The following is a 14533-nucleotide window of genomic DNA, read 5'->3' on the forward strand; positions in this document are numbered from 1 at the left end:
CGATGATAGTGTAGCATTTGCTATGTGAAAGTAGGACATTACCAGGCTTCAAATTGTAGAAAGCCCGACTAGCAATAGTCGGGCTTTTTTACGTCTGCAGAAAAGTGATATTCAGCATTTCATTCTCTAAAGCGTAGCGTCTCCTAAGCGAAGCGCCTCTTTGTGAACAGTGTTTTAGTTATTCAATACACTGGCCTATGATAGGCAACATATCACTGTGACTCTCTACCGCTGAGGGCACCATGACATTCTACTGCGTAGCCACCGACTTCAAATACGAGAAAGCTGCTTCAGAAATGAAGCGGCTTTTTTACTGTCTGGGGTTTAGTAAACTCACTATCCCTATACTTGAACAACTATTTTTCATGGCTACCTGATAAACAATATAATTAGATATACAGTATTACTCTAGTTAACCTCATTTTACCCAGTATTCTTAATACACGGAGGGAATAACCTAGATGGTATTCAGAAATACAGCCCCTGTTTTAGATAGCATAATTTAGATTTCAGCAAGTTCCCTATATATCTCATCGACTCTTAGCAGTTATTGATCTAAGCTAATTAAAAAATAATCTTGCGTACTATATTTCAAGAGTATGTTTGATATAAAAATAACAAAGGCTTTTATATGGATAATTATCCTCAGGGTATTTTTTGTTGGTCAGAGCTTTGCACACATAATTGGAAAGAAGGTAAAGCTTTTTATACCTCTCTATTTGATTGGGGTTATGATGATCAGCCAATTGGCGATGGTATTTTTTACACTATGCTCCAGAAAGAGGGTGACGACATTGCCGCTATGTACGAAATGCCAAAAGAGCAAATTCAGGAGAGTGTTCCAAGCAGTTGGTTAACTTACATTGCTGTAGATGATGTAGATCATTGTGCAATTAAAGCGAAAGAGCTTGGGGCTAAAATAATTGCGGGTCCGCACAATGTTATGGATGCAGGTCGTATGCTTATGTTTACTGATCCGGGGGGAGCAACCGTTGCATTATGGCAAGGAAAAGATCATAAAGGATGTAAACGTTTATCAGAGCTATCAACGCCTTATTGGCATGAGTTAGCGACGCGAAATAGCAAAGTAAGTAATGAGTTTTACTGTGCTTTACTAGGTTGGAAGAGCGAAGTGAAACCTATGGACAACATGGAATATACTTTATTTATGGTAGACGGTAAGCCGATTGCTGGAATGCTGGAAATGAGTAGCGAATGGCCTGATGATGTCCCACCTCATTGGATGATTTACTTTGCAGTTGACGACTGTGATTCTGCCCTTAATAAGGCGAAAAAGCTGGGAGCCCAAGTATGTGTACCTTCTACTACAGTACCAGACGTTGGCCGATTTGGTGTTCTTTGTGATCCTCAAGGTGCTGTTTTTTCGGTGATCCAAACGAAGGATTAAAGCGTTTACAATATGCTGATAAGTACATGAGAGAGTTGTCTTGCACTTTGCTACTTTGGTTATTGGCATTAACGTTTAATTTTTTGTTATTTTGTTATAATGCCAGTTATATAAATTATGCATGTTGAGTAGACAATGGAATTTGAACAAGATAGCAATTTAATGCTGCCGTTATTTTTATTAAACGAGTCCTTAAGTGAAAGGGATGTAGAGCAGCCTGATTTTGAAATATCAGTAGCGCTCGATGATGAGTTACTTGCTCAAATTTGCCAAAATCCCTCAGAGGACAGCAGCATAGCTATTACAATAACAAGTTATGAGCTGTTAATAGCCGATCCTTCTTACAAATATATGTTAGAACAATCACACCACGCGCAAATAACTTTAAATCATGGTCCTGTATTGAGTGTTGTACTAAATACTGAGGATCAAGATGTATTTATATCTCCGCAGATGGATATGATGCCGACCTTTGATTTAGGTGATGAAGGCGAATGAATAAACTCATAGGCATCGTTACATTAGTTATTTTAAGTGGTTGTGCATACTTAGGTAATGCTCACTACAATGAGCTATTTGGCACTGAGCAGGCCCAGCAGCGTATCGTATCTCATACTACTGGCGAAGGGGCTAATTTTTTACAGAATGTGAAACCGGTGCTCGATACTCGGTGTGTTGTGTGTCATGGTTGTTACGATGCACCTTGTCAGTTAAAGCTATCATCCCCTGAAGGAATAGATAGAGGGGTAAGCAAAGACCTTGTTTACGACGGAACTCGTTTACTTGCTACAACGCCGAGTAGATTGTTATTTGATGCTACAACCACAGAGCAATGGCGAGAAAAGAACTTTACTCCTGTTTTAAATGAGCGAGTACAAACTGAGGAAGCTAACTTAGCTGGTAGCGTCTTGTTTAATAGTTTAGTACTGAAACAAAGCCATGAATTGCCTGCAAATGAAATATTAAATAATGAATTTGATTTTTCGCTGAGCCGCTCTCAAACCTGTGCCACTATGGGAGAATTTGATCAATTAGCGGGTGAGCAACCTCATGCTGGTATGCCTTATGGATTACCGGGCGTATCCCGTGATGAATTTAATCATTTGCAGAAGTGGCTCAAAGCAGGCGGTAAAATGGCGCATATTGACCCGCCAACAGAGTTTGAACTTGAGCAGGTAAAGCGTTGGGAAGCATTTTTAAACCAAGATGATTTGAAGTATCAGTTATCGGCTCGCTATATATACGAGCATTGGTTTTTAGCTCACATATATTTTGATCAAAAGACCCCTGATAACTTTTTTAAGCTCGTCCGTTCGAGCACACCTCCAGGCGAAAAAATAAAATTAATAAGCACACGTCGACCTTATGACGACCCTAAAGTTAACCGTGTTTACTACCGATTTTTGCATGATCGCAGCACTGTTTTATCTAAAACTCACTTACCTCTTAAGCTAAATGATGAAAAGTTGACGCGCTTGTACCAACAGTTCATTGCACCAGAGTATACGGTTAAAAGTATGCCTAGCTATAAGGCAGAGTCTGCATCTAATCCGTTTAAAACGTTTGAAGTGATCCCAATTGATTCTAAATATCAGTTTATGCTTGATGAAGCTGAGTTGATTATTATGGGCTTTATTAAAGGGCCTGTCTGTCGTGGTCAGATAGCGTTAAATGTGATTAACGACCACTTTTGGGTTGCTTTTGCTGATCCAAATAAAGTGGCCACCCCAGCGGTTGGACAAATGATAATGCAGCATGAAGACGCACTTGAATTACCAGCTGCAGAAGAAAGTAATGCGTTCCCTATTGCTAATTGGGTTAAATACTCAGCTCTGGAGCAAAAGTATTTGAAAGCAAAGGTCAATTTAGCAAATGAGATGTTTAAAGGCGGTGAGCATTTAACAACAGATTTATTGTGGAAAGGAGATGGCCATAATAAAAATGCAGCACTGACTATTTTTCGTCATTTTGACAGTGCCACTGTGGTGAAAGGTTTTATTGGCCAAGAGCCAAAAACAACTTGGATTTTAGATTATGCCTTATTCGAGCGTATACATTATTTACTGGTTGCTGGTTTTGATGTTTACGGCAATATTGGGCACCAGTTAGTCACGCGTTTATATATGGATTTTTTACGCCTAGAAGGAGAACAAAACTTCTTAGCATTATTACCAGAAAACAAACGAGATAAAATCAAAGGCCAGTGGTATCGCAAATCACCACCAAGTCTTGCTGAGTTTTTTAAAAATAACCGTGAGTTTAGTCAGCCAAGCGGAATAACTTATAAAACAAACACCCCTCAAAAAGAATTGTATGCATTAATGAAAGAGGCGCTAAGTCCAGTGCTAAGTGAGCACTACGATTATAAGCAAGTACCTAAATCGTTAAGTGCCATTAATACTATGCCGGCAAAAGCAGTAAATTTATTACCGCAGTTATCGTTTGTATTAGTAAAGCAAGATGACGATAGCCATAACGCTTATACAATTATTCATCACAATGCGCATTACAATATTTCGAGCTTGTTAAATGAAGACGGTCAACGAGCTTTTGAAGAAGACACGGCAACAATCGTCCCTGGTTTTATAGGTGACTACCCAGCCTCTATTTGGTATTTAAATAATGAACAACAGGTTGAGGCTTTTGCTGAACAGTTACCTATGATGCAAGTAGAAGCTGATTACGCAGCCTTAAAAACTAAATTTGGAATTAGACGTTCTCATCCACAGTTTTGGCAATACAGCGATATTTTACACGCAACAGCAAAAAAATACCGTGGTGTTGAATATGGCTTGTTCGATTACAACCGTTTAGAAAACAGATAGTAAGCCCTCTTATATAGCCCAGCTCTGAGTTGGGCTTTTTTATATTTATAGGTTAAGCATAGATATTGATGTAATTGGACTACACTTAAACCAAAAAGTTAGGCTAACTATGTTTGAAGTTGTCGCAAATATTCGCCTACGTAATCGGTGGGCATTAATCGCTATTGCGCTATTAATTAGTGTTTCTGTATCACTAATGCAGTACTTTTTTTCAGTACAGAAAAATGATGCAAACATTATTAACATTGCTGGTAAACAGCGAATGCTGTCGCAAAAAATTGCATGGCATGGTGATAAGTTATTAACCTCGCAAGTTCCTAGTACTAGTCATCAGCAGTCTTTAGATGCATCGCTCAGCCTATTTAAAGCAAACCATCAATATTTATTGTTAAAAAACGATAATGGTCAATATAAATACCTCAGCCCTGAGCTTATAAAGTTATATATACAACCACCTGTTGAGCTAGATTTGCGCGTGCAAAAATTTATCCAACAGGTAGAAGGGCTGCTGTATAAACAGGAAAAAATAAACCCCGATGTGTTTTCTGTTAAGCGCATGGAAGAGTTACTAAAGTATTTAGATCAAGCTGTTGGCTTATTTGAAAAAGCGTCCGTTAAAAAAGTGGCGTGGGTGTCTTCAGCCGAGCTGTTTTTTTGGTTGCTAACTATGTTATTGCTTATTGGTGTATTACGTTTTGTGTTCATACCGATGGAAAAGCAGATCACTAAGGCGTTATCAAAGTATCAACAGCAAAAAGATTTTGCGCAGCAAGTGAGTAAAAATAAAGAACACTTTATAGCTCGAGCAAGTCATGAGTTTAGAACGCCCCTACAAGGTTTTGTTACCTCGATTGATTCGTTAGAGGTCAGTAATAGCCAAAAATCGATTAAAACACAGGCCTCTTATTGCGCATCAAGAATAATAGCAATGCTTGACGAACTTCAAGATTTACAGGCGCTTAGTTTGGGCCGTTGGGCATTAAAACCGTCAAATGAAAACTTACTTCAGTCATTCAATAAAGTGCTTTTAGGGTATGAATTTGGTTACAACCAAAAAGGCATTGCCTTAGTTAGAGCACTTGATTCGACACTTGACCAAGCTATAAAACTAGATCATCAACGCTTTCAGCAAGTGTTAGCTGAGTTAGTTGGCAACGCATTAAAGTTTACAGAAGAGGGGGCTGTTACTGTTAAGGCTTGTGTTAGCAATAAGCAATTAACAGTAACAATAACGGATACAGGTTCAGGGTTAACCAAGCCAGTCAGCAGGTCAACCTTTGATTCATCTAATCAAAATAATCACTTTCAAGGGTTAAGAACAGGCCTTGCAAGGGTGCAGTACATTGTTGATGCTTTTGACGGAAATATTGTGTTTGAAAATACATCGCCAAATGGGGTGTGCGTTACGCTGAAAATGCCCGTTGTGATTGATGAAAGTCCACCTTCGTTAAGTGCACTGTTACCTAAAAATATGCATTGTTTAGTTGTTGAAGATAACCCGTTAAACATGCACATTTTAACCCGTATTCTTTCACAGCTTAACTACAGCTATGAATGTGCAAAAAACGGAAAGGTCGCATGCGAGATGGCAACTAAAAACGAATACCAAGTCATTTTTATGGATTTAAATATGCCAATAATGGATGGCTTTGAGGCTATTAAAAAAATACGCATTTTTGACGCTAATACGCCTATTATTGTGGTTACCGCTAATACATCAGAAAGTGATATTGCAATTACCACTCAATTAGGTGCAAATGGGCATGTTTTTAAACCTATCAGCACGCAAGCGTTAGCTGAAGTGTTAATAGGTAGCTTAAACCCTAAATAATAAATTGATTATATAGCGTTATTTTCAGCGTTAATTTAGTAAAAATTATTTGCAATAGGCAACCTAAAACGCTCAATTGGTCTTTTTCAAAGAGAGGTTCTATTTGAGAAAATTACATGTATTTTTTCTGTATGTGGGATACCACTTAATCACCTTGTGGGGCTAAACGTGTCGCCTTCTGCGCTATAAAACGCCTATTTAGAAAAATTGAACAACGAAAATTCAACTTGTTATCAACAGTGTTTTTTAAATCAAAATCGGTTTCTTAATTAGTATTTGTTGAACTTAGCGCATTGATTTACGTTTTTTAATAGAGCTTAAACTAATAATATTAGCAACCCTTAGGGCAATTAATATCGCCCTAGGTATAACAATGAGGTTAGAGTCGAGTAACACTGAAACCTTTATCTTTTAACTGCTTTATTAAACCATGCTGCTCTGGTAAGTGCAGCGCGCCTACTGCAATAAATAGCTTTTCGTTATTTAAGCGAGGAACAAGTTGCTCTACCCATTTGTTATTACGGTTTATTAGCATGACTTGCTCGCTTATTTCACCATAATTACTCTCGTCAAAACTCATGTTGTAGTACTCGGTAAGCGTATCCATATCGCCATTTTTCCACGCGTTTACTAGCTTAATAAAGTATGTATTAATATCGCTAAGCTGCTCGAAGGTTTCTTCAATCATTTCGTTACTTAATAGCGCCATACCATCAAACATTTGTAACTGCTGCTCTAGGGTTTCTAGTTCACCAATTTTTATGTTGTGCTCTTTAGCGTAAGCAAGTACTTGCTTGTCTATACCTGTTTGATCAGAAAAGCCTGCATTTTGAAACTCAATTTGCATCATAGTCACCATTACAGCCCAAGGTTTGAAGTTGCTAAACATAGCAATATCAATCGATTTTTTTGCAAAGTAATTTTTAAGCTTATTGTAGTTTTGTTTTGATAGTTCTGTTTGTAATGTTTTGCCATTTTTAAGCATCATTAACGGCATGGAGCGCTGTTGCATCTCAAATGGAGTCAGTTTACTAATATCCACTTCTACAATAACGTGTTCGCTCTCATCAATCGCTTTGGTAACGTTTGCTGGTAAGCCTTTCATGCTGGCGTCACCTACATGTACGGTGCCAAACAAATACGAGCTAGTGCCATTTTTTTCTACTTTATATAAAGCCGGTGCCGCAACGTTATTAAAACTAAGTACTGTAAATAGCACCATAATAAAAAAATGACTAATACGAGGTATCGCTTTCATGGTTTGTCCTTCAAATCCTGTTGTTGAGTTACACAAATACTAACCTAAATTTGCCTATACAGCAGTGCTAAATTTAGTATTTATCAATCGTCTTTTGTGAGGTTATTGGTACTAATATGTGCGCTCAGTGGAGTATTTGTTCTATTTACGTTTTTTGATTTAGTACAGTCGCAAACCATGATTATTAAAACTATTCGGAAGGTCTAAACACTATTTGTATAAAAAATTAATTTAATTTTTACTAAAACTCAAAAATTAATCAAACCATAAATGGGGAATATAAGAATAGTGAATTTCTATACTTTAAATTAAAACATAAAAATTCCGTTATGGTTGTATTTAGTGAATTTTAAAACCACTTAATTTGGTTTTTCGTGCTTTTTTTGAATTGAGTTTGGTGTTGACTTAAGCCACTCAGCGCGGTACTAATACATAACAGAGCGAAAGATGAACTTTCGCAACAGATTATTTAAATTTGGTGTTAATTACATGCTTACAACTGCACTTAAACTAGTCCTGATTATTATCGTGGTGATTATTCCCGCGAGGGCTTTGTAGTGCTATAAACTTGAGCATTAAAAAGCCCTCCGCACTTAACAGTTCGGAGGGCTTTTTAGTTTTAAGGGTAAAAATTAATTAGGTTGTCACTGAAGAATGAGGATTTATTAATGACAGGCGCAGAACTCACAATCGACTTATTAGCCAAAAACGGCGTTAAAGAGGTATTTGGCTACCCTGGTGGGGCCATTATGCCAATTTATGATGCGCTGTATGGTGCGCCAGTCAAGCATTACCTCACTCGACACGAACAAGGTGCTGGCTTTGCCGCTGTAGGTTATGCCCGCAGCACAGGTAAATTAGGTGTATGTTTAGCAACATCAGGCCCTGGGGCTACTAACTTAATAACAGCACTTGCCGATGCGATGATGGACTCAGTGCCATTGTTAGCTATTACCGGCCAAGTACCTACTGCAGCCATTGGCTCTGATGCATTTCAAGAAGTAGATGTACTAGGTATGTCGCTTTCGTGTACTAAACACAGTTACATGGTAGAGCGTCCAGAAGATTTAGCCGAAATACTACAAGAGGCCATACACTTAGCCCAAAGTGGTCGCCCAGGTCCTGTACTTGTTGATATTCCAAAAGATATTCAAATGTCGCAAGTGCCTTTTAAACTTTGGTTAGCCGCTGATGAATACTTACCGCAACTTGATTTAAACCAAGTTGCCATTGCCAATCAGTTATTAAGTGAAGCTAAGCAACCTGTGGCGTATGTAGGTGGCGGTGTACAAGCCGCTGATGCGCAAAATGAGTTAATGCAGTTTTTAAATAAAACGCAGATGCCTGCGGTATCAACACTTAAAGCGTTAGGTAGCGTATTACCAGATTACGAACACTACCTAGGCATGCTAGGCATGCACGGTACACAAGCCGCTAATATAGCGGTGCAAGAGTGTGATGTTTTAGTGTGTATAGGCGCTCGCTTTGATGACCGCGTAACTGGGAATTTAGCTAAATTTGCCGCTAAAGCAAAAGTAATTCATTTAGACATAGACGCTGCTGAAGTAGGTAAACGCAAACCAGCTAAAGCCTCATTAATTGCTGATTTAAAAACCTCATTACCGGCACTTGAGTGCTTTGTAACCTCTAAACCATGGTGCGATATAAATAAGCAGTTAAGCGTAAAACATGCGTGGCGATACGACTACCCAGGCGAAAAAGTATTTGCCCCGTATTTATTGAACCAATTAAGCCAACGTATGCCAAAAACAGGCGTAGTGTGCTGTGATGTGGGTCAGCATCAAATGTGGGTAGCGCAACACATGAAGTTTAGCCACCCGAGCAACCATTTAAGTAGTGGTGGCGCAGGCACTATGGGCTTTGGTTTACCAGCGGCTATTGGCGCACAAGTAGCACGCCCAGACGATTTTGTAATAACGGTGTCGGGTGATGGCTCAATCATGATGAACATTCAAGAGCTTGCGACTATTCGCCGTAACAATTTACCAGTAAAAATACTAATATTAGATAACCAACGCTTAGGTATGGTTCGCCAATGGCAGGAGCTATTTTTTGAAGGACGTTACTCTGAAACAAACCTTTCAGATAACCCTGATTTTGTTCAGTTAGCCGCTGTATTTGGTATTCCTGGGCAAACAATTACCCATGCCAATCAAGTTGATGATGCAATAACAGCATTAGTTAACAGCAAAGGGCCGTACATAGTACATGCCTGCATAGACGATAAAGAAAACGTATGGCCACTTGTACCACCAGGGGCTGCAAATGACGAAATGATTACGGAGAAAGCACAATGAAACACAGCCTAACTATTGCATTAAAGAGCCAAAGTATAGCGGTCGAGCGTTTTTTACGTGTAGTGCGTCACCGTGGTTTTGATCTTACGCATTTTCAGCTCAATATGGATGATGGCCACTACAATGTTGCAATGACGGTAGACAGCGATAAACCAATCCATCTTTTAACAAGCCAGTTAAATAAGCTGGTGGACGTTAAAGAAATCACTTTACAAAATTTACAGCAACAAGCTGTGTAATTGCTAACAACACAAATTTACGAGTAATTGAATAACTGTTACTCACCAATTTTTAGAATGAGGAATGCCCGCTTACACAGCGGCAAAACAGAGGTAACTATGGCTAAATTAAGAAGTGCAACAACAACTGAAGGACGTAAACGCGCAGGCGCACGTGCATTATGGCGCGCAACAGGCATGACCGACACCGACTTTGGTAAACCAATTATTGCTGTAGTTAACTCGTTTACGCAATTTGTGCCAGGGCACGTACACCTTAATCAGCTAAGTGAGTTAATGGCTGAAACAATCACGCAAGCGGGTGGTGTACCAAAAGAATTTAATACTATTGCAATTGATGACGGTATCGCAATGGGCCACGGGGGCATGCTTTACTCACTCCCTTCGCGCGATCTCATTGCCGACTCGGTTGAGTACATGGTTAACGGCCACTGCGCCGATGCGATGATCTGTATTTCTAACTGTGACAAAATTACCCCAGGGATGATGCTTGCAGCGCTACGCTTAAACATACCGGTTATTTTTGTATCGGGCGGACCAATGGAAGCGGGTAAAACGAAACTTGCTAACATCGATATTAAATTAGATTTAGTCGATGCCATGGTAAAAGGCGCTGATGAAACAGTAAGTGATGCAGATTCAGAGCAAGTAGAGCGCTCCGCATGTCCTACCTGCGGGTCGTGTTCAGGTATGTTTACTGCAAACTCAATGAACTGTTTATTAGAAGCTATTGGCCTTGCACTACCGGGTAACGGTACAACGCTTGCAACCCATAAAGATCGTAAGCAGCTATATGTAGAAGCGGGTGCTCGCATTGTTGATTTATGCCGTGAGTACTACCAAAAAGATAACCAAGACGTATTGCCACGCGCTATTGCTAACAAAACAGCCTTTATGAACTCTATGGTTGTTGATATTGCCATGGGTGGTTCATCTAACACCGTACTGCATTTACTAGCAGCCGCACAAGAAGCTGGCGTAGATTTTGACATGTCGCACATTGACGAGCTATCTCGTAAAACCCCATTTTTATGTAAAGTAGCTCCAGCAACAGCACAGTACCACATTGAAGATGTTCACCGCGCTGGTGGCATGATGGCAATTGTGCGTGAGCTAGGCAAAGCCGGTTTAGTTGATTTATCGGTAAACCACGTTGCAGGTATGACTATGGGTGAGCTTGTTAAAAAATGGGATGCGACAGATCCTAAAAACGAAGCGGCACAAAAGTTTTACCGCGCGGGACCAGCTGGCATTCGTACTACAAAAGCAATGAGCCAAGAGTGTCGTTGGGATGAAGGCGATAACGACCGCGAACATGGTTGTATTCGAAGTGTTGAACACGCATTTAGACAAGATGGTGGCTTAGCTGTACTTTCAGGTAACTTAGCGGTTGATGGTTGTATAGTTAAAAGCGCAGGCGTAGTTGACGAAATGCTGCATTTTGAAGGCACTGCAGTGGTATACGAATCACAAGATGATTCAGTAGAAGGCATTTTAAACGACGAAGTAAAAGCCGGTGATGTTGTGGTTATTCGTTACGAAGGCCCTAAAGGCGGCCCTGGTATGCAAGAAATGCTTTACCCAACGAGCTACTTAAAATCAAAAGGTTTAGCTGAAAAGTGTGCGCTGATCACAGATGGACGCTTTTCGGGCGGCACGTCTGGTTTATCTATTGGCCACGTATCGCCAGAGGCTGCAAGCGGTGGTGCTATTGCGTACGTTGAAAATGGCGACAAAATTATTATTGATATTGCAACGCGTGAGATCACGCTTGCACTAAGCGAGGAAGAGCTTGAAGCGCGTAAGCAAAAGCAATTAGCACGTGGCAAACAGGCGTATAAGCCCCTTGACCGTGAGCGTTATGTTTCGTCGGCATTAAAAGCCTATGCACTACTTGCAACAAGTGCAGATAAGGGCGCAGTGCGTGACTTAGAGAAACTGGAGGAGCTGAGCTAATTATGGTTTCTCAAGAGCTCGATTATTTTCGTGCAATTATTCAAGCAAATATGGAGCCCTTGGCTAAAGTTACTGAGGTCAGTGAAATGCCTGACCTTAGCGCTAAACTTGGCAACCATGTATGGCTTAAACGTGAAGATCAACAGCCCGTGTATTCGTTTAAATTACGCGGCGCATACAATAAATTAAATAAGTTGCCAAAAGGGTCTGTTGTAATTACTGCATCGGCTGGTAACCATGCTCAGGGTGTTGCATTAAGCGCTTCGCATTTAGGGCATAAGGCAACGATTGTAATGCCTGTTACAACGCCAGAGATAAAAGTTAACGCCGTACGCGCTTTAGGCGGTGAGGTTGTATTGCATGGACATCAGTTTGACGTAGCTAAAGCGCACGCGCTTGAGCTCACAGAGCAGCGTAATGGCATTTTTGTCCCACCATTTGACGATCCTGACGTTATTGTTGGGCAAGGTACTGTAGCGCGAGAACTCATGCAGCAGCTCAATGAGCTTGATGCGGTATTTATTCCCGTTGGAGGCGGTGGCTTACTGGCAGGCATGGCTGTTTATATAAAGTCACTTCGTCCTGATATCAAAGTCATTGGCGTAGAAGCTGATGAGAGCGCCTGTTTACAAGCTGCACTTGAAGCGGGTGAACCGGTAGAGCTTGACCGAGTAGGTAGTTTTGCCGATGGTGTAGCGGTTAAAATTATTGGCAAAGAAACATTTCGCTTGGCACAAAAGTTTTGCGATGAAGTAATCACCGTCACTAGCGATGAAATTTGCGCCGCCATGCAAGATATTTTTGTGTCTACTCGTGCAATTGCAGAGCCTTCTGGCGCTCTTGCAACGGCAGGGCTTAAAAAGTGGAGCCAACAATCGGGCTTAAAAGGGTTGCATTTAGCAGCTGTTCTTTCGGGTGCTAATTTAAACTTTGATCGCTTACGTTATGTCGCTGAGCGCACTGCGCTAGGTGAAAAAAACGAAGCGTTATTAGCCGTTACCATTAAAGAAGAAAAAGGCAGCTTTAAACAGTTTTGTGCATCTTTAGGTGGCCGTGCTATTACTGAGTTTAACTACCGTTACGCAGGGCCTGGTGAAGCGCAAATATTTGTAGGTATTGCGCTGCGCCAAGGAGAGCAGGAGCTCAATGAGCTCAAGCTGGACCTAACTAAAAACGATTACGCATTTTGCGACTTATCAGATAATGAACTTGCTAAATTGCACATACGTTATATGGTTGGCGGTAAAGCACCCGAAAAACTGCATGAACGTTTGTTACGTTTTGAGTTTCCAGAATACCCCGGCGCACTAGCGCGCTTTTTAGATACGCTAGGCAACGATTGGAATATCACGTTATTTCATTATCGGAGTCAAGGCGGCTCAATGGGCTATGTATTAGCCGGTTTTGCCATTGAACCTGAGCAATTTGAGACTTTTAACGAGCATCTAAATGACTTAGGCTATAGCGTGCAAGATGAAACGCATAATCCGTGTTTTACACAGTTTTTAACGACGCAACCTCTTTCAGAAAAAACCGCAAAGCTCGCTTCAGTTTAACAATCATTAAAGAGCAAGTACCTTACAAGGGTGCTTGCTTTATCATTTGTTTTACATATAGTTACTGATACCGTCATTAACTTGAGGAAACTTGGTTGTTACTTAAAGGATTAATACTTGGATTGTGTTGTTTTTGTGGCCAAATTGCGGCGCAAGAATCGGTCACTTTACAATTAAAATGGACGCATCAGTTTCAGTTTGCTGGTTACTACATGGCCAAAGAAAAAGGGTTTTATAAAGATGTGGGTCTTGATGTAACCATAAACCCAGCAGATCTAACAATGCCCGATGCGTTTAGTGCTGTGGCTAATGGCGACGCCGAGTTTGGTGTAGGTCATTCGGGTATTTTACAGGAACGTATAAACGGCCAATCTTTTGTAGCAATGGCGCCTATCCTGCAATATTCACCTTATTGTTGGATGGTCAAAGACACCTCTGATATTTTTCATCCTCGTGATTTTGTAAATAAGCGAATTAGTAAAGTGAGTCACAATGATAGCAATGAGTTAATGGCTATGCTGACACGCAGCGGAGTTAATACGCGTTTGCTTAGTGTATACAACGGTGACAACCCAAGCCAAGCCTGGATTGAAAACAGGCTCGATGCGATGCAAGTTTATTTATCTACAGAGCCCTACAATATGACTCAAAGAGGTATATCACATCGCCTAATATGTCCTCAGCGTTACGGCATAGATGTTTATGCAGATATCTTATATACCACTGGGGAAATGTTAAGCACATCCCCAGAAACCGTTGAAAAATTTTACCAAGCCAGCCTGAAGGGGTGGCGCTACGCAATGATGAATATGGATGAGGCCATTGCGGTTACCCAAATACTTTACGCACCTAACAAAAGTTTCCACGAATTAGCATACGAGGCTGAAGTATTAAAAGAGTACATTATGCCAGCAACAACTAGCCTGGGGCATATGTCTATTCCAAAATGGCGCCTAATTGCAGACTTATACGGTATTCACCAAACTGAGTTTGATAAGGTTAAAGCCAGTTTTATTTATAAATATCAACGACCAGAAAAAATGGAATTATCGTGGATGTTAATTGCAGCGATGATTGTGAGTGTTATCTCTATACCGTTGTATTTGCGCTTAATGTTTAGTAAAAAAATAACCGTTTAATGG

General features: G+C 40.4%; 10 protein-coding genes. 9 read left to right on the top strand and 1 reads right to left on the bottom strand.

Features of this window, described 5'->3' with window-relative positions:
• Positions 1–631: 631 nt before the first annotated feature.
• From PMAN_RS00105 to PMAN_RS00120, 4 genes are all read left to right on the top strand, one after another.
• Positions 632–1408, top strand: a complete 777-nt coding sequence (locus PMAN_RS00105) for a VOC family protein (RefSeq protein WP_010558006.1) — start codon at positions 632–634, stop codon at positions 1406–1408.
• A gap of 135 nt (positions 1409–1543) precedes the next feature.
• Positions 1544–1906, top strand: a complete 363-nt coding sequence (locus PMAN_RS00110) for a hypothetical protein (protein WP_010558005.1) — start codon at positions 1544–1546, stop codon at positions 1904–1906.
• The gene (locus tag PMAN_RS00115; protein WP_010558004.1) at positions 1903–4233 is read left to right on the top strand and encodes a fatty acid cis/trans isomerase; all 2331 of its coding nucleotides are present in this window, start codon (positions 1903–1905) and stop codon (positions 4231–4233) included. The genes PMAN_RS00110 and PMAN_RS00115 overlap by 4 nt, the downstream gene beginning before the upstream one ends.
• A 109-nt stretch (positions 4234–4342) precedes the next feature.
• Positions 4343–6064 (top strand): response regulator, encoded by a 1722-nt coding sequence (locus PMAN_RS00120; protein WP_010558003.1) that lies wholly within the window; start codon positions 4343–4345, stop codon positions 6062–6064.
• A gap of 379 nt (positions 6065–6443) precedes the next feature.
• Here PMAN_RS00120 and PMAN_RS00125 read toward each other — a convergent pair whose 3' ends face one another.
• A complete protein-coding gene (locus tag PMAN_RS00125) occupies positions 6444–7322 on the bottom strand; it encodes a TraB/GumN family protein (RefSeq protein WP_010558002.1) in 879 nt (292 codons plus the stop codon).
• Between the two features lie 668 nt (positions 7323–7990).
• On the opposite strand from PMAN_RS00125, the gene ilvG reads away from it, so the two are divergent.
• From ilvG to PMAN_RS00150, 5 genes are all read left to right on the top strand, one after another.
• A complete protein-coding gene (gene ilvG / locus PMAN_RS00130) occupies positions 7991–9640 on the top strand; it encodes an acetolactate synthase 2 catalytic subunit (protein WP_010558001.1) in 1650 nt (549 codons plus the stop codon).
• The gene (gene ilvM / locus PMAN_RS00135) at positions 9637–9879 is read left to right on the top strand and encodes an acetolactate synthase 2 small subunit (RefSeq protein ID WP_006793049.1); all 243 of its coding nucleotides are present in this window, start codon (positions 9637–9639) and stop codon (positions 9877–9879) included. Before ilvG ends, ilvM begins: the two co-directional genes overlap by 4 nt.
• A gap of 99 nt (positions 9880–9978) precedes the next feature.
• The gene (gene ilvD / locus PMAN_RS00140) at positions 9979–11835 is read left to right on the top strand and encodes a dihydroxy-acid dehydratase (RefSeq protein WP_008133264.1); all 1857 of its coding nucleotides are present in this window, start codon (positions 9979–9981) and stop codon (positions 11833–11835) included.
• Between the two features lie 2 nt (positions 11836–11837).
• Entirely contained in the window at positions 11838–13391 is a 1554-nt protein-coding gene (gene ilvA / locus PMAN_RS00145) for a threonine ammonia-lyase, biosynthetic (RefSeq protein ID WP_010558000.1), read from the top strand.
• A 95-nt stretch (positions 13392–13486) separates the two neighbouring features.
• On the top strand, positions 13487–14530 hold the full coding sequence (locus tag PMAN_RS00150; RefSeq protein ID WP_010557999.1) for an ABC transporter substrate-binding protein: 1044 nt from the start codon (positions 13487–13489) through the stop codon (positions 14528–14530).
• The last annotated feature ends 3 nt before the right edge of the window (positions 14531–14533 follow it).

It is taken from the genome of Pseudoalteromonas marina (assembly GCF_000238335.3).
In the GTDB taxonomy this organism is placed as follows: domain Bacteria; phylum Pseudomonadota; class Gammaproteobacteria; order Enterobacterales; family Alteromonadaceae; genus Pseudoalteromonas; species Pseudoalteromonas marina.

Bases quoted from the DNA above. Each gene is read 5' to 3' on its own strand.
- PMAN_RS00105 (WP_010558006.1), top strand. From the start codon at position 632: ATGGATAATTATCCTCAGGGTATTTTTTGTTGGTCAGAGCTTTGCACA.
- PMAN_RS00110 (WP_010558005.1), top strand. From the start codon at position 1,544: ATGGAATTTGAACAAGATAGCAATTTAATGCTGCCGTTATTTTTATTA.
- PMAN_RS00115 (WP_010558004.1), top strand. From the start codon at position 1,903: ATGAATAAACTCATAGGCATCGTTACATTAGTTATTTTAAGTGGTTGT.
- PMAN_RS00120 (WP_010558003.1), top strand. From the start codon at position 4,343: ATGTTTGAAGTTGTCGCAAATATTCGCCTACGTAATCGGTGGGCATTA.
- PMAN_RS00125 (WP_010558002.1), bottom strand. From the start codon at position 7,322: ATGAAAGCGATACCTCGTATTAGTCATTTTTTTATTATGGTGCTATTT.
- ilvG (WP_010558001.1), top strand. From the start codon at position 7,991: ATGACAGGCGCAGAACTCACAATCGACTTATTAGCCAAAAACGGCGTT.
- ilvM (WP_006793049.1), top strand. From the start codon at position 9,637: ATGAAACACAGCCTAACTATTGCATTAAAGAGCCAAAGTATAGCGGTC.
- ilvD (WP_008133264.1), top strand. From the start codon at position 9,979: ATGGCTAAATTAAGAAGTGCAACAACAACTGAAGGACGTAAACGCGCA.
- ilvA (WP_010558000.1), top strand. From the start codon at position 11,838: ATGGTTTCTCAAGAGCTCGATTATTTTCGTGCAATTATTCAAGCAAAT.